The sequence below is a fragment of the [Clostridium] aerotolerans DSM 5434 genome (assembly GCF_000687555.1).
Taxonomy (GTDB): domain Bacteria; phylum Bacillota; class Clostridia; order Lachnospirales; family Lachnospiraceae; genus Lacrimispora; species Lacrimispora aerotolerans.
In genome coordinates this window covers 98,816-115,960 of sequence record NZ_JHWJ01000017.1, presented here as the reverse complement: position 1 = coordinate 115,960, position 17,145 = coordinate 98,816, and the positions used below count along the sequence as shown (strand labels likewise).

Annotated in this window: 14 protein-coding genes and 1 pseudogene; 3 read left to right on the top strand and 12 right to left on the bottom strand. The window is 41.3% G+C overall.

What is annotated here, in order from left to right; translation table 11 throughout:
• Nucleotides 1–284 precede the first annotated feature (284 nt).
• The 8 genes and pseudogenes from T546_RS0119565 to T546_RS0119530 all read right to left on the bottom strand — a co-directional run bounded on the left by T546_RS0119565 (nucleotide 285) and on the right by T546_RS0119530 (nucleotide 7,620).
• Entirely contained in the window at nucleotides 285–731 is a 447-nt protein-coding gene (locus T546_RS0119565; RefSeq protein ID WP_330371965.1) for a chemotaxis protein CheX, read from the bottom strand.
• Nucleotides 732–736: 5 nt separating this feature from the next.
• The gene (locus T546_RS0119560) at nucleotides 737–1,600 is read right to left on the bottom strand and encodes a response regulator (RefSeq protein ID WP_026893084.1); all 864 of its coding nucleotides are present in this window, start codon (nucleotides 1,598–1,600) and stop codon (nucleotides 737–739) included.
• A gap of 370 nt (nucleotides 1,601–1,970) precedes the next feature.
• Nucleotides 1,971–2,552, bottom strand: a complete 582-nt coding sequence (locus T546_RS24805; protein WP_026893083.1) for a phage tail protein — start codon at nucleotides 2,550–2,552, stop codon at nucleotides 1,971–1,973.
• A 283-nt stretch (nucleotides 2,553–2,835) separates the two neighbouring features.
• A pseudogene (locus tag T546_RS0119550) lies at nucleotides 2,836–3,270 on the bottom strand (phage tail protein); the annotation flags it as partial.
• A 12-nt stretch (nucleotides 3,271–3,282) separates the two neighbouring features.
• Nucleotides 3,283–3,408: a hypothetical protein gene (locus tag T546_RS26185; protein WP_278246329.1), complete on the bottom strand. Its 126-nt coding sequence runs from the start codon at nucleotides 3,406–3,408 to the stop codon at nucleotides 3,283–3,285.
• A gap of 244 nt (nucleotides 3,409–3,652) precedes the next feature.
• On the bottom strand, nucleotides 3,653–4,798 hold the full coding sequence (locus T546_RS0119540; protein ID WP_026893081.1) for a glycosyl hydrolase family 18 protein: 1,146 nt from the start codon (nucleotides 4,796–4,798) through the stop codon (nucleotides 3,653–3,655).
• A gap of 1,041 nt (nucleotides 4,799–5,839) precedes the next feature.
• Nucleotides 5,840–6,922, bottom strand: a complete 1,083-nt coding sequence (locus tag T546_RS24800; RefSeq protein ID WP_051629986.1) for a fibronectin type III domain-containing protein — start codon at nucleotides 6,920–6,922, stop codon at nucleotides 5,840–5,842.
• 263 nt (nucleotides 6,923–7,185) lie between these two features.
• Complete coding sequence (locus tag T546_RS0119530; protein WP_026893080.1) at nucleotides 7,186–7,620, bottom strand: hypothetical protein; 435 nt, start codon at nucleotides 7,618–7,620, stop codon at nucleotides 7,186–7,188.
• A 994-nt stretch (nucleotides 7,621–8,614) separates the two neighbouring features.
• Here T546_RS0119530 and T546_RS0119525 point away from each other — a divergent pair.
• Both T546_RS0119525 and T546_RS0119520 read left to right on the top strand, forming a co-directional pair.
• Nucleotides 8,615–9,310 (top strand): response regulator transcription factor, encoded by a 696-nt coding sequence (locus T546_RS0119525; RefSeq protein WP_024837829.1) that lies wholly within the window; start codon nucleotides 8,615–8,617, stop codon nucleotides 9,308–9,310.
• Nucleotides 9,311–9,318: 8 nt separating this feature from the next.
• Entirely contained in the window at nucleotides 9,319–11,589 is a 2,271-nt protein-coding gene (locus tag T546_RS0119520; protein WP_026893079.1) for a sensor histidine kinase, read from the top strand.
• A 91-nt stretch (nucleotides 11,590–11,680) separates the two neighbouring features.
• Here the strand turns inward: T546_RS0119520 and T546_RS0119515 are convergent, their stop codons facing one another.
• Complete coding sequence (locus T546_RS0119515; RefSeq protein ID WP_026893078.1) at nucleotides 11,681–13,219, bottom strand: C40 family peptidase; 1,539 nt, start codon at nucleotides 13,217–13,219, stop codon at nucleotides 11,681–11,683.
• Between the two features lie 164 nt (nucleotides 13,220–13,383).
• Between T546_RS0119515 and T546_RS0119510 the strand changes: the two genes are divergently transcribed.
• Complete coding sequence (locus T546_RS0119510) at nucleotides 13,384–14,190, top strand: ZIP family metal transporter (protein WP_026893077.1); 807 nt, start codon at nucleotides 13,384–13,386, stop codon at nucleotides 14,188–14,190.
• Nucleotides 14,191–14,350: 160 nt separating this feature from the next.
• On the opposite strand, the gene atpC is transcribed toward T546_RS0119510, so the two are convergent.
• The 3 genes from atpC to atpG form a co-directional block, all read right to left on the bottom strand.
• Nucleotides 14,351–14,776: an ATP synthase F1 subunit epsilon gene (gene atpC / locus T546_RS0119505; protein ID WP_024837832.1), complete on the bottom strand. Its 426-nt coding sequence runs from the start codon at nucleotides 14,774–14,776 to the stop codon at nucleotides 14,351–14,353.
• 16 nt (nucleotides 14,777–14,792) lie between these two features.
• Nucleotides 14,793–16,187: a F0F1 ATP synthase subunit beta gene (gene atpD / locus T546_RS0119500; protein ID WP_026893075.1), complete on the bottom strand. Its 1,395-nt coding sequence runs from the start codon at nucleotides 16,185–16,187 to the stop codon at nucleotides 14,793–14,795.
• Between the two features lie 61 nt (nucleotides 16,188–16,248).
• Nucleotides 16,249–17,145, bottom strand: coding sequence for an ATP synthase F1 subunit gamma (atpG, locus tag T546_RS0119495; RefSeq protein ID WP_026893074.1), 897 nt, complete (start codon nucleotides 17,143–17,145; stop codon nucleotides 16,249–16,251).

Here is a 17,145-nt window from a genome sequence, read left to right as displayed (position 1 = left end):
GCTTGATATTTAATATACTTGTTATTTATTATGCTTGATGTTTTGTATGCTTGATATTTAATATGTTTGATGTTTTGTATGCTTGATGCTTAATACGCTTAATGCTTAATATACTTGATGCTTAACACGTTTAAGGTTTAAATAAACGAACCCATGTGTCCCGCGCATTGCATGCACATAAACATGCAATGCGCAGTGGTGCTTCGCAGAAACTTGGTCTATCTACCTGAAATTGTTACAGAAAAATACCTATGTTATGTATCTCCCTTTTTCTGTTAGGAACATTATCCATTGATTGCGATATTTGCTTCAAATGGAATACCATTGGCAGAGAGTTTCACGCAAAGCACCTGATTGGAGCTCATCTTTATAGATACGTTAGTTCCATAAAGAAGGGTTGGCGTGGAAATATCCACTGTAATTCCAATTTCTGAAAAGTAGGTTGCAGCGTTGGCGGTCAGCATGTTGGCAAGCTCGGAAACAGCGCTTTGTGCCATCTCATCAAACTCTTCCACCGGCATTCCCATCATCATGGTAGAAGCAATATTTTTTGCATCCTCTAAACCAATGCAATACACTACATTTCCTTTGACCTCTCCCACAATACCAACGGTCATAATTACGCCTGTACTGATTAAGTTATCATCCTTTAAGCTGATGCCTTCTTTTTTTATATCATCAAATCCAAGCTGAGGCATCACGGAAAAGAATGCCTGGATAAAAGGATTCATGTATTTTACATCCAATGATCGTCACCCCTTTGAAATCCTACGTTAAGGAGAATCTCTCCAAATTCTGATTCACCAATTACAGAAGTTGTATAGAAACCAGGAGCTGTGATGCAGACACTTTCTCCATGCATGATGGTAGGAGGAGCAACACGCAGCCCAAATGCCTTATTCATCCGGTTAATTACGGAGCATGCATTACCTGAAATGATATTAGCAAGCTCGCCGATCACTGCTATCACTTCTTCGTTTGTATTGGTTTCTTTTTTCATAATTGCTGCTGTCAGCTGACTGGCAGTCTTCATGCTTAAATCAATGAGCATTCTTCCGGAAAACTTTCCGATAATACCGATAATGATGGTTAGACCCTTGGACTCGAATTCCTTGTCACAGGGATACTCAGTCTGATATGTAATCAGGGATTTAGCCATCTTATTAATTCCATCTAAAAGGGATTCCTTAAAGATTTCCATATTTTTATCAGACAACTCCTCATACAACTCATCCGATTCCATTACACGGCTGATGGCTGTCATTAGGCTATCCTCATCAATTGGCTTCTGAACATAAGCCGATACCTTGTTGTCCTTAGCTGCCTTCACGATTTCATCATCCATCATGGAGCTTACAACGATTACCTTAATATCTTTGTTAATCTCATGGATAGCCCTCGTACACTCCAGCCCGTCCGTCCCCGGCAATGTCATATCCATGGTTACAAGCTGGGGCATCTTATCTTTTACCACTTCCTTAACTGCATCCAGTGTGCCGGCTTCTCCGACCACCTCAAGTCCGTGTCTTTCAAGAATCCCCTTGATGTAAGCAATTGAAAATGGGGAATCATCCACTATTACTACTTTTGTACCTTCCATAAAAGTATAAACCCTCCTGCTTGAATAATGAGTAACATTTAATTCTTTGCCTTAAAGATACCAGTTATTCTAAATTTTGTCAAAGTATTTTCTTTTTCGACAAACTATTCTTTAGGCTTATTATAGCATGGTTTTAGCATTAGAATATGTCGCTATAATAGCTGTTTTAAAAGGAAACAAATTATATTAGAAAATACTAATTTTAGCTTTTTTATAAAGGTACTGAAGGATTGTTTTACATAAAAAACAAAATGCAGGGTAATGGATTATTCTAACCCAATTACCCTGCATCATCTCTTTACCATTTCAACCGCCCTGGCTTCAAATAACTGAATAAGAATCAATTAATATGCCAGAAAAAAACTTCACTTTATTCGTACTTAATACAATAAAGAACTGCTGTATTTGTTGGCCTTACAGTGTATCTTACTTCTGAATAAGTAGCTGTTTTTGAAGTGATTGATACGTCTTGTACCGATTCGTAAAGTTTTTTATCAGTAGAGTTTATTACTTTATCTACATTACTTGGAAATCCATTATAAGTAGTACTATTGTCAAACCTAGATATTAGATGTGTATTACCACCAGAAACATAAGGTAAGACGAGTGGTGGCATAGTTGCATCCTGATGTACCCCGACACCTGCACCTGTTCCACTATTTCTTGTCGCAGTGCTAGTTCCTCTTAAAAATTCGCCTCTCAAATCGGGTACTGCAAAGGTTGAAGTTCCATCACCTCCGAAATAATCAAAGGAGCCAAATTGATCTTTAATGTATTGGGAAAATTCTTTATACTCATCAATATTATAAATAGTACCGTCGCACATTAAGTAATGCTTGGGAGCACTAGTTCCCATAAATGAAATAATGGTTCCGACTGGTGTGTTATCATTGCCATTACCACAACAACCACAATTAATTGTAATACAACTTCCTTTATCAGCTTTACACATACATTATATCTCGCTTTCGTTATATTCTAATAAATATTATTAACATGCATCACCCGGCTGTCTTTATGGTATTATTTCTTTGTATATTCAATAACTACGTTAGCTGTACAACCAGTATAATAAGTAAAGCTAATATATCTCTTCTAACTTAAACTCTGATAGGGTTTTTAAAAGTATATTAGTTTAAATGGAAATTTGGATCTGTTTATAAAATTATTAGCCACCAGACTGTTACCCCTGGTGGCCATCAAAGTTAAGTTGTTTCTATATAACAGATAATGTTTTATTCGTATTTTATACAATAAAGAACTGCTGTATTTGTAGGGCGAGATGTATATTTAGTGTCTCCCCCAGCACCCCAGTTAGATAACGATCCGTCGTTAGTCCACCCTCTTAGGTTGCTCGTGAAAATAACCTTATCTCTATTTTTAGCATTCACCTCTTCATTATAATCGCCATTTAAAAATATACGAGAATTTTTACCTGTCACAAAATTAATATGATTTGTAGGTTCCTGATTCACACCTATTTCACCGGACAATTTCTCTTCTTTATCACCGTGGTACCCACGTAAAAATTCATTTCTCAAATCAGGTACAGCAAAGGTTTTAGTACCATCACCTCCAAAAAAATCAAATGCCCCATATTCCTCTTTTATAAAATCGGAAAATTCTTTATAGTCAGCAATATCGTAAATAGCTCCATCACATGCCAAGTAATGTTTGGGGGCCTACATTCCCATATATGAGATTACAGTTCCCACTGGTACGCTATCGTTACTCGTACCACTATCAGTACCTTTACCACAACAACCAAAATACTGATTAATCACAGTACAGCCTTTCTTTTCTTCCATAAATAATTCCTCCTCTGTTTTTTCCAGATTAACTTATTCTGGATAACACTATTGTAAATCAGCTATGAAGTCGTTAACAGGACACAAAAAGGACAAGGCTACTAAATCTCAATTCACTACAGATGACCCCATATTAATCTCTTTCTGGATAATATCAAGTTAACATATTGACTTTTCCCATGAGAGTCAAAAATAAAATGCAGGATAATGGATTTTCCCAACCCAATTACCCTGCATCATCTCTTTAACCCCCAACCTTCCTGGCTTCAAACATCTGGCTAAGAATCAACCAATTCGCCCGGAAGAACTGCATCAACTGCCAATATCCTGCACCAGTCAATCCATATTCCTTAATCAAATCAAACTTCGCTTTATAGCTTCTGGCATCTTCAAACCAGACCTCATGCTGTATCCCAAATTTCCAATATCTAAAATACGGGCTCATCGACTCTTCATCAAACTGAATTTCCGCCCCATTATCAATTGCAATCTGAACTGCCTCCAGATTGCTTATGGTTTCCGCTCTCGTCACACCACGCTCATAAGGCAGAGGCCAGTCGTATCCGTAGTTTGGAATTCCCATACTTATTTTGTACACAGGAATTTCCGTCAGAGCATACTCCACCACTTTTCTTACCATGTTAATAGGAGCGACTGCCATTGGTGGCCCGTAAGTATACCCCCATTCATAAGTCATCAAAAGCACTCGGTTTGCCGCGGCTCCTAAAAGTCCATAATCCACACCCTCATATAAAAGACCAGCCTGCTCCGCTGAAGTCTTAGGTGCCAGAGCGACCGTCACCTGAAGGCCGAACTGGTTCATAATCTGAGTGGTACGGCCCACAAAGTCCGCATAAGCCAGACGGTCCTCAGCCATAATATACTCAAAGTCAATATCCAGCCCGCCGTACCTTTTTTCCTGCATTTTAAGTCCCAGGTTCCAGATAAGCCGCTGCTGAACCTGAAGGTTATGTACCGCATTGGTAACCAGATTGTTGTTAAAACGCCCGTCAGGTCCAAGGGGAGTCAGAGTAAGAATGGGACGAACTCCGGCCTCTAATGCCCGGTCAATCATCCAGTCATCATCAGCCATCGGAGGAACCAGATCCCCATTTTCCGTAAATCCATAGGAAAAGACATAAAGATCCGTCAGAAATGGAAGGGTATTATCCAGGTTTACCGGTTCAATAAATGGATAGGCATATCCAAATACATAAAGAGGAGTCCTGTCCTCAGGAGGTTCATCTCCGCGGATATAAAGCGACTGACCAATGGCCAGACTATAGGGAGGCTGAATTTGATTGTCAAAGACAAGAGCATCCACTGGGACGCCCTGCGAACTGGCAATGGAATCCACGCTGTCTCCCTGCTGCACCACATATATTTTCATAACAGCATCCTTTAATCAGAATTGGTAAAACATATGTGAAAAAATGCCAAAACATGACAGAAAGGCGCCTGGTTTCATATTTCTTTAGAAAAAAGTAAATTGCTTTATTAAATAAAAGACAAACAGACCTTTTATATTTTTACTTTTCCGCTTGAAAGCAAGGTTTTTGAAGTTATTGATCTCACCAGATTTTAGCACCTAATACAGTCAGAAAATGATATGATCCTAATAATTCTCTATAAATTAAGGCTGGTTCTCAATTCAGCTTGCCCGACTAAAATCTATTACTTATACTCAACTATATCACCAATTTTGCAGACTAATATCTCGCACAGCCTTTTGTCGCATTATCTCCCAATGTTTATCAAAAGTAATTATGGTAGCGCCTCCTCCTAATATTTAGCAGTATTATACATCTCGAACAAACGTTCCATCCTTATATCTTAAATTTTATATCCAAATTATTCTAATATACAAGCAGAACAATTGTTCTCATAATGTATTCAGGAGGTAATCTTACGGTCGATAAAATGTATTCTGGCACCAGATATAAACAAATGCTCCTTTTTTTGCAGAAAAAGAAGGCTGCAATAAAAAAATAAGCTATGCGGATTTTACAGAGATATCGTTCATGGAAAAGAAACAGCCTATATTAAGGAACCCAGGTGGTTTGAAAATATTTTATGTAAAGATTGATTTTTTAGAGTGGTTTATAAGAAAATTAATTAACTGGTTGAGAGTTTAACATTGACGGAGTAATTACTATCATATCATCGTAAATAAAACTTCTAAAATTTGACTTTGTCATAAATTTGTATGAGACATACAGAGAGAATTTAGATCAACATATTTTCCATTTTATTTTATAATGTTTATAGAGTTAAGCTTAGTATCTTTCATGCGGATATCCCATTAGCCTCTCTACATAGCTATTATAGCATAAAATGTAAATGTCTTAAGACACTTAAGGTGGACTGGAATGCAAAATACTCATCTATATTTCCCCCTTAAGAAAAGCCCCGGTTCCCCAGGGCTACTTTATTAATCGGTATATTCGTTTACTTCAAAATTAGAAATCTGTTTATAAACAATATAGTCTTTTCGACTTATAAACGAAGCTTTGTTATAATCCTTTTCAATCACATACATGGGGCTTGAAGCTGCTTTACTGTTAAACCATGTAATGAACTCATTAATTTTATCTGCACTCAATTCGTATTCTTTTCGCTCGCCAGTTACCATGGTGATAACGAGAAGAACCTTGTTCTCGATTGGCTGATTTGGATCGGCAGTGGCTTGTGGAGTCACTGAAGCTTCATTAGAGCTCTGACCTTCACTATCATTTACATTTGCAGTAACAATATAATAGTATGTTGTGCCATTCATAACATTAGTATCCGTGTACTTAGTACCTGTTATATTAGTCGCAATTATTGAATATGGGCCACCAGCAGTTGTTGATCGTTTAACATTGTAACTTTCAGCTACTGTAACAACGTCCCAGGATAGAAAAACCTGTTCATCTCTAGTTGTTGCAACAAGATTGATTGGAGAAACTGTTTCCATCATCTCTAATTCACCAATCACTAGCGAATGTAAACTATCACAGTTTGCGCTTACATTTATTCTATATTTTTTGTAATTAGATGTATTTCTAAAAACGAATTCTTTTTTTACCCCTATTGTCCATGTAGTTATATTTGTTTGTTTATCTAAGATAATCCATCTATCTGTTTCTTCATTATATGCTTCAAAAGTCCAGGTTTTTGGCATTTCAGTTATTTCAGTTACTGGATTTCTTGAAACTAAAGTGTACTTTGTTATACATTTTTTGTTTTCAAATTCATAGGCTAGCCAACCTGTGGAAGAACCAGATGCACATACCCATGCACTTGAAATTGAATTACTTATGTGATCAAATGCCAAATAAGCAGGATATTTTGTATTTTGATACACAGTGCTTGCACTTGCTTCTCCACTAGGTGATGTATTACTTGTCATAGCAGGAATTACATTGTCCGTATACTGTATCTCTTCAGCGAAAGTAGTAGCCTGCCCTAAAAACACTAAACTAACAATAAAACAAAAACACGTTGCAATCCTAAGCAATAATCTTTTATTCATATAATGTCCCTCCAAAATTTATCTTAAGTGATTTTTTATTATAAGCATACTAAATTAGTAAATGATGTTGCAGAAAAGAAAGTCATTCGGCAAAGCCGTAACGGTGCAAAGAATCAATGGCTTTCTGCCTCCTGGCCAGTACCCTGATAAGCGCATCTTCCACCGCCTGAATCACTGCTTTCTATCTGATTTGAAAAGCCTATTAAAACAAAAGAACGTCGGCTTTAAACAGCCGCCAAGCAGTTACACTTGGCAGCCATTAATTACTTAATACCAAAGATTTTTAAAATTGATGTATCTTCACCTTCAACATTCTTTAAAGTGGTAGAATTCTCGCTTTTAGCAATGTAATCACACAAGAACGTCAAATCATCAGTAAAATGCCAGTTCATAAACCAACGCAAAAGCGCTGAATCCTTATAATGAATATGGACAATTTTTTCATACATATCGGTTGGTACCTTGTTGACGTTTGGGATAACTCCATATGATTTTACCCAACTCCCTTTATTTAACCGTCCGTATTCTACAATCAACTCTTTATATTCAGTAATTGATTTCTTTAGCTTGTACGCCACGCCAACTGCATTAGCGACTCCTTCGAACAGTACCTCATCGTTTAATGAAGTCCCATTACCATTCTCGTTGCAACAGCCATCACCACAACTTACCATCTGTAAACAATATCTGTTTTCCATAATTCAATTCCTCCTCTGTTTGTTTTTCCAAATTCATAGTATCTTGGATAACATAATTGTAAATCATCTAACAAGTCATTAACAGGACACGAATAGGACGCGGTTTTTCAATCTTGTAGCAATTAGAAAACTTACTCTTTCTGGCTTCTGCATGTTAGTATACTACCATTTTTCATCGAGACATTGAGAGACATTTCTAAAAAAATCTTAAATTCCTTTTTTTACATCTATCTTCCGTTAAACTTACCCTTCGATTAGGAAACCTGCGATTCATGGACTGCACCATCTTCCACCAGGGAAAGCCGTCTATGTTATGCAAACGGAACATTGCACTTTCTTTACTTTCAGGAGCGGATTCAATATATTTCTATGCCTGCGCCATAAGCTCCAGTAATTCCGTTTCTTTGATTACAAGTATTTTCTCCAGTCTTTCAATAGCTGCCATCTTCCTCTCAGTAGGCTGTACAATGTATCGATATGACCTACTACCTTTTTTGTAATAACCGGAAAACCCACTTCATTAAGAACAGCAACCTTTCTTTTCCCAGGTGCTATACTTATGATTCTCAGAGTCTTATGTACTAGCCGTGTACCATATTATTTAACCTCTGACTTATCAACGAATAAATAGAAAGTGATAAATCAATCCATTACCGTTATTCGCAGCATACTCATAACTATAAATTCTTACATTAGGGATATGTGTGAGACAGAATCATATTGAGAACTTTTGCAATTGATCTCTATAAAGCAGAAATCGATATCTTTTAGAACATGATGATATTAAAATAACCTTGGACACTTATACTCATTTTGGATATGCGGATGTAAAAATGGACAAACTGGAATCATATTACAATGCAGTCAATATACCGTCAAATGATAACATAGTAACCTTCAAACACGCATAAATAAAGGGTTCTCGTGCTTCATAAAAAAGTAAAGTGCTTTTTTACTACCTTCGTTGTATAATAATTGAAAAGGAGGTTTTCTTATGCAGAATATCTTAGTATGTGATGACGACAAACAAATTGTAGAAGCCATTGATATATATTTAACAGGAGAAGGATTTCAGGTCATTAAAGCCTATGACGGTTTTGAGGCCCTGGAGCTTTTAGAAGCGAATGAAGTGGATCTCATGATCCTTGATGTAATGATGCCGGGACTTGACGGAATCAGGACCACCTTAAAGGTACGGGAGACAAGCAGCATCCCAATCATCATCTTATCCGCCAAATCAGAAGACACTGATAAGATTTTAGGTCTGAACATCGGTGCCGATGATTATATCACAAAGCCATTTAATCCCTTAGAGCTGGTCGCCAGGGTAAAATCCCAGCTTCGCCGCTACACCCAGCTTGGAAACATGAATCAGCAGCCTGCGGGAGCAGTCTATAAATGCGGCGGCCTATCCATAAACGATGACAACAAGGAAGTGACCGTTGACGATGAGTTAATCAAGCTGACTCCCATCGAATATAACATCCTGCTACTTCTTGTAAAGAATGCGGGAAAAGTATTTTCCATTGACGAAATTTACGAGCAGATCTGGAACGAGGAGGCCATTGGCGCAGACAACACTGTAGCTGTGCATATCCGCCACATCCGGGAAAAAATCGAAATCAATCCCAGAGAGCCACGCTATTTGAAGGTGGTCTGGGGAGTTGGGTATAAGATCGAGAAACAATAGGAGCAATTATGAAAAAGAGAAAAGAAGCAGCCGTCCTTTTGCATATCATCTTCTCCTTTCTCGTGGTGGTGGGCGTTACCATTATGTACAATAACATCCACTACGGAGAAGGCATCAGCTGGATTACCCACGAAACCTATGAAGACACCCCGGAGTTTACAAAGCAGCTAAGGGCTGATATTGATGAGATCTTCAATTACGTAAAATACAAAGAGGTTTTTGAAACAGACGGAAGAATTGATTACTCAAAGCCAATAGTCCGGGTCACGGACGGCCCTAATTCTACTAAGGAGTATACCGTAGATGAGATGATCCGTCGGGCCAAGTCCCAGGGGTATTACTTAAATGAACAGTTTAAGGTCAGCGGAGGGCATCTTCCTGACTCCGACAATAAGAACTTAAACGTCCGGGTGGATTACAGAGCCTATGAGCCTGACTTTGTTGCTACAGAGCCGGGACAGGCCTTTCTCACCATGGATCAGCTTTCTTATGAAGTCCTTACCCATCTGGGTAATTATTACTCCTTTTATTACCGCTTTATCCAGAATCCAAGCAACTTAAAATTCGAAGTACGTTACCAGAATTCACAGAAAGAATACAAGCTCTATCGAAACGTTGCCGGGAAGTCCGTGGATGATTTTAGGGCCATGGGGAAATACTTATATGTGACCGGGGAATCACTTTACGTAGATTCTAACTTAACGACAGTCCCTAAGGATGTCTCCGCTCAGCTGGAAAAGATGAATCCCTATAACAATGGCAATTACCACATGACCATAGGGGTGGATACTTCCTATCCCTATCACGATGCTTATGAAACAGCCTCTGAAGCCTACAACCAGGTTCGGCTGCTGTACATCTCTGGTATTGTAAGTCTTTTGTTTGGAATTCTCGGCAGTGCCGCTACCCTCTACGTCCTTGTAAGCTTAACCGGACTGGAAGAAAAAGGACCTTATCAGCCTAAGATGAAACGGGTAAAGCTCCTTCCAGCGGAAGGCTGCTTTTTACTATACCTTGCCGCTACCTTATGCTCCCTGTTTCTGGCTGACCAGCTGTTTAATAAAATCATACACCTGTTTCTTGCCGAAGAGCAGTGGTATTACGGGGAACTGGTATTACGGGTATTGATCTACTATGCCGCAGGGCTCATGTTCTCTTTAAGTCTTCTAAAGCGGTATAAGGCAGGTACCCTCTGGACCGGAAGTCTTTTATTCCGGTGGCGGAAAAATCTATCTCTTTACTTTAAGAACCACCGCTTCACCACCAGAATCATGTTCGCCTATATTTTTTATCTGGCATTTAACATCATTATGATATTATCCTTCTGCGTCTTGTTATTTACCTATACAGACCTTGCTTCCCGAATCCTAATGGGCGCCATCAGCATTTTATTTCTAGCCTTTGATTTGTGGGTCTTTCATAAAATGTACCGCCACGCATGGGAAACAGACCAGATCAACCAGGCACTGCTTCATATATCCCAGGGTAACACCACCTATAAGATCAATACCGCTTCCTTTAACGGAAAAGAGCGGGAACTGGCAGAGCATATCAACCACATCGGCACCGGTCTGGAAGCAGCCTTACAGGAAAAGGTGCGAAGTGAACGATTAAAAACGGATCTTATTACCAATGTGTCTCACGATATAAAAACGCCCCTTACCTCCATCATTAACTATGTGGATCTCATCAAGCGAGAGGGAATTAAGGATGAGAAAATATTAGGTTACTTAGATGTTCTGGAGCAAAAATCCCACCGTCTTAAAACCCTGACTGAGGATCTAGTAGAAGCTTCCAAGGCCAGTTCCGGAAACTTAAAGCTGGAAATTCTAAGTATTGACTTTGTGGAGCTGATACAGCAGACAAATGGTGAATTTGAAGAGAAATTTTCCTTCCGCCATCTGGAACTGGTGTCTTCTCTGCCGGATGAATCTATTTTTATAGAAGCAGACGGAAGATACTTATGGAGAGTCCTTGAAAATCTCTACAACAATGCCTTTAAGTATGCCATGGAGCACAGCAGGGTGTACGTAGACATGATAAAAGAAGACGATATGGTGATCTTCACCATGAAGAATATTTCAGAAAATCCCCTTAACATAAAGGCGGATGAACTGACAGAACGGTTTGTCCGGGGAGATGTGGCAAGAACCACAGAGGGAAGCGGACTTGGAATCTCCATTGCCAAGAGCTTGACCGAGCTTCAGGGCGGTCAGTTCAACCTTTATATTGACGGAGACTTATTTAAAGCAAGTGTTGCATTTCCTGTCAGGAAATGAGAATAGGGAGTGGAAGCCTGAATCAGGCTTCCACTCCCTATTATATTGAAACGAATTATATTCAAGCAACAAACTATAATAAATTCAAATCCTATCCGAAGATTCTCCAGCCGCAGATGAAGTTATTTCTCCACCAGTTACTTAAAGAACGCTCCACGACTCTTCCGTGGCTTGAAGAGGCATCGATTACATTTCCACCACCAGCTACAATTCCAACATGGCCGCTTACGACTACGATATCTCCTGCTCTTAAATCCCCAAAGCTGCTGATCTTCGTATACTTTCCTACACTTCTCCAGCCAGCTGACGTTAAGTAGCTCTGTCTTACCCCTACCTGATTTAAGGACCAATAGATAAATCCGGAGCAGTCAAAGGAACCAGGGCCTTTAGAGCCCCATACGTAAGGTTTACCAAGCTTAGACCTTGCAATGGATAAAAGACCATTAACACCAGAACCACCCTTTACAGGGCCGCCGCTGTTACCGCTGCCGCCTTTTCCGGTATTGCTTTTAGAGCCAGCACTCTTCACTCCACTTCCGGAAAGCTTGTTAAGGGTATCTTTACCTACAGAACCGTCTGCAGAAAGGCCGTTGTTGCTCTGGAAGGCTTTTACGGCATTCACGGTTAATTCTCCGTAATAACCAGTTACATTAGAGGAAGCAAGATAACCATACTTGTTAAGGAGCTTCTGAACATTAGTAACAGAGTCTCCCTGTTCACCCAGTGTCATTCCATTTGGCTGGGCTTCCTTGCTGTTTAAAGCCACTCTGGTAGATGGTCCTAAGTATCCGTCTACTACAAGGTCATTACGTGCCTGGAACTGCTTTACTGCGGTCACCGTATCATTGCCGTATGCACCGTCTGGTTCTGTCATCAGGTAGCCAAGCTCTTTTAACCGTTTCTGGCTGGCTAAGACCACATCACTCTTTTCCCCGTAGGACACCAGGTTTGGCTTGATTTCCTCGCTGTATAAAAGATTGATGGTCTGGCGGCCTACCTTTCCATCGATGTTTAGACCATTGACTTCCTGTAATTTTCTTACCGCAACTTCTGTCTCATCTCCAAAGTTTCCGTTTACCTGGGCCGCATCGGCCAGATAACCCAGCTCATAAAGTCGGGTCTGAATTCTCGTTATATCATCACCGCAAACACCTTTCGCAACGGCGTAATACTTCGCTGCCGGTGACATGATGGAGGTAAAGGTCTCAGGACCTACGATTCCATCCTGAGCAAGTCCGTTCTGGCGCTGATAGACCTTTATGGCTGCTTCTGTTACGTTACCGAAAAACTGGGTAGGCTCATCGTTATCCATGAAGCCTAATTTCATCAGGCGTTCCTGAAGACTTGCAACCACAGGGTGTTCCACACCGTTTCTTAAGTATTCTGGTATTGGATTTTCTTTTAAATCCGGCACCTCATTAAGCTTTGGAAGCAGGACCTCTCCCGGAAGCAGCCTGGCAATGGGCTGGTACTCTTTTTTCGCTTCAGAGGCAGTGGCTGTGGAAGGGGTTGCAGAGCTTTTATTGGTAGACGTTTCCGTGCTGGTGCAGGCAGATAAAAAAGTTGTTGCTGTCGCAGCCAGAAAAAAGGAACGGATCGCACGCTTTCTCCATATTATTTTTATGTTCATTGAATGAATTCCTTTCATATGTAAAATCAGGTCTATTTTAGCATAATTTTGTCAGAAAGGGAAAGGGAAATTATCTCATTGCGCCCAAAGACTGCTTATGATATAGTAAAAGCATCAAATGGACTCCCATTTGACAGGATAAGAAATAAAAAGGAGGGATTTTTATGACACCGATTTTATGGGCTGCCGGAGGCACTGGCTTCACCTTTTTAATGACTACCTTAGGAGCATCCCTGGTGTTTTTCTTTCGGAAGGAAGTTAATCAGTCTGTTCAGCGAACCTTTCTTGGTTTTGCTGCCGGCGTAATGATCGCCGCTTCCATCTGGTCACTTTTAATACCTGCGATTGAAGAAGCAGAAGCTGCCGGAGGCATTGGCTGGATCCCGGCTGCAGGAGGATTTGTATTAGGAGTTCTTTTCCTGATTGTCCTGGATTCTCTGCTTCCTCATCTTCATGCTGATATGAGCAATCCTAAGGGCAATGAGGCCGAAGGAATTTCATCTACCTGGAAACGTACCACACTTTTAGTAATGGCTGTTACCCTGCACAATATCCCCGAAGGTATGGCTGTGGGCCTTGCATTTGCGTTAGCGGCCCAGCACGGCAATGATCCGGCACTTTATACATCCGCACTGGCACTTGCCATTGGTATCGGCATTCAGAACTTTCCTGAGGGCGCTGCCATATCCCTGCCACTCAGGCAGGAAGGCCTTTCTGCCAGAAAAGCATTTATCAAAGGAAGTTTATCCGGAATTGTTGAGCCAATCTTTGGTATCTTAACTGTTTTGATAGCAGGAAATATCGCCCCTCTCATGCCCTGGTTACTGTCCTTTGCAGCCGGAGCCATGATGTATGTAGTCGTTGAGGAGTTGATTCCTGAGGCTCACTTAGGCGAACACTCCAACATAGGAACCCTTGGGGTCATGGTCGGATTCCTGATCATGATGATCCTTGATGTGGCCCTGGGTTAACAATTATAATTATTTAATAAGGCGCATGGTATCAGTCTTTGTCACTGGTCCATGCGCTTTTTTGTGCTTTAGCTCTTAAGCTGTCTCACTATCCCCAATCTCCATCGTATAAAAAAAGATATCCAAAGCAGCTTCCTGCCGGATATCTTTTCTAACATATCTATTTCCTATCAGATCCCATTTTTTGTTTTGTACGCAGTCTCGCCAGTGATCTGGCTAAAGACGCCTCAAAATGAGAATGTTCCTGAAGGCTCTTGCCCTGTCTAAGCTGTTCCTCAGCTCTTTCCCTTGCTTCCTCGGCCCGGCGTTCATCAATATCCTCCGGACGCTCGGCTGTGTCCACGAGAACAGTGACACGGTTGTTGATGATCTGGGCGAACCCATTACCAACCACACCGCTGATCCACTGACCGTTTCCATCAAGCATGCGCATCTCACCAATCGCTACGGCAATGACCATATTTTCATGGTGGGGAAGAACCGCTTTTTCGCCATCAGCCAGGGGAATTACAAGTTCCTGGCATGAGCCTCTATAAAAGACTTTGTCGCTGGCAAGAACCTGAAGGAAAAATGTATTCTTACCCACAGGCAGCACCTCCAAGTTAAGCCTCTAATTTCCTGGCCTTTTCAATGACTTCATCAATGGTTCCAACGTTAAAGAATGCAGCCTCTGGATACTGATCCATCTCACCGTCAACAATGGCCTTAAAGCCGCGTACGGTCTCTTTAAGAGGAACATACTTACCTGCTACGCCGGTAAAGTTCTCCGCAACAGAGAAAGGCTGAGATAAGAACTTCTGGATCTTTCTTGCACGGTATACGGTAGTCTTATCGTCATCACCAAGCTCTTCCATACCAAGAATGGCGATGATGTCCTGAAGCTCCTTATACTTCTGAAGAAGCTCCTGTACCTTACGGGCAACTTCATAGTGCTCTTCTCCAACCACATCAGGCTCTAGGATACGGGAGTTGGATTCCAGAGGATCAACGGCCGGATAGATACCCTGCTCTACGATCTTTCTGGATAAAACAGTGGTTGCATCCAGATGAGCGAAGGTAGTTGCCGGAGCCGGGTCAGTTAAGTCATCGGCAGGCACGTAAACGGCCTGAACAGAGGTAACAGAACCATTTCTTGTGGAAGTGATTCTCTCCTGAAGCTCACCCATTTCCGTAGCAAGCGTCGGCTGATAACCAACGGCGGAAGGCATACGTCCTAAAAGTGCGGATACCTCAGAACCAGCCTGAGTAAAACGGAAAATGTTATCAATGAATAATAACACGTCCTTATGCTCTTCATCACGGAAATACTCCGCCATAGTAAGGCCTGATTCTGCAACTCTCATACGTGCACCCGGCGGCTCGTTCATCTGACCGAACACCAGAGCAGTCTTTGAAATAACACCGGACTCACCCATCTCGGTCCAAAGGTCATTACCCTCACGGGAACGCTCTCCAACACCGGTAAAGATGGAATATCCGCCGTGCTCGGTAGCAATGTTGTGGATCAGCTCCTGAATAAGAACTGTCTTACCAACACCGGCACCGCCGAACAGACCAACCTTTCCACCCTTTGCATAAGGAGCTAAAAGGTCGATTACCTTGATTCCTGTTTCCAGGATCTCTGCAACCGGGCTCTGTTCCTCAAATGCCGGGGGATCTCTGTGAATGACCCATTTGGGTCCATCGGAGAGTTCCTCTCCATTATCAATGGTTTCTCCAAGTACGTTAAACAAACGTCCAAGAGTCTGCTCACCAACAGGAACCTTAATTCCTTCTCCGGTAGCAGTTACTTCCATCTCTCTGCTCAGTCCTTCGCTGGATGCCAGCATAATACAACGGACTGTGCTGTTGCCCATATGCTGAGCAACCTCCATGACTAAGCGTCTGCCTTCATTGTATACCTCAAGGGCATCCTTAATAGCCGGAAGCTCACTGCCCTCTAAAAACTCAACATCTACTACAGGTCCAAGGACCTGAACGATCTTACCTTTATTCATAATCTGTTACTCACAGTTGTGAGGACTCCTCCTCTCTCAATTTATTGAAAACACGATGAAGCTACGCTTTCTTCGCTTTCTTCTTCTGGGCTTTTGCCCCGCTGATTACCTCAGTGATCTCCTGAGTGATAGCTGCCTGACGGACACGGTTATAAGTAATCGCCAGCTCGCTTAACATATCCTGAGCACTGTTTGTTGCAGCCTGCATTGCCATCATTCTGGAATTCTGTTCACTGGAATAGGATTCCACCAAACCGCCGTAAATAAAACCTGCGATATAATTGGGCACAATGGCATCAATTACTGCCTGAGGTGACGGGTACATGGTGACCTCCTCCAAATGTACATTAAGCGGTACATTCCGGGTGATCTGCTGTTTCGGTATGGGAAGAAGCTGCTGCACCTCTGCCTCCATCTTCATCGCATTGGCCATTCTGGTGTAGATCATATACACCTCATCAAGTTTTCCAGACAGGAAATAATCCACGATCTTTTCTTCAATGATTCTGGCCCGGCTCATGTTAGGCTTCTGCACGGTATACCGGAAATCCTGCTCCACCGGTATTCCTTTTTTAATAAAATACTGATGCCCCAATTCACCTACGACGAACAGCATGGGATTACCACCCTTGTCAATCTGCTCCTGGGCCAGTTTAAATACATTATGATTATAAGCACCCGCAAGTCCCTTATCAGCCGTAACCACGATATATCCGATCTTACGGTCTTCTTTCTTGATCTCCGGCCGGGTATCCAGATACGGATCATTAACATCCGGTGTATGTCTGATAATTCTGGCGATGGTGCTCTGCAGTGCATAAAAATAAGGCTCCGTATCAGTCAGGGCTTTCCTTGCCCTTTTAAGCTTTGACGAGGAAATGGTATACATCGCATTGGTAATTTTCATGGTGCTTTTAATACTGTTTATCCTGCTTTGTATCTCTCTCGCATTTGCCAT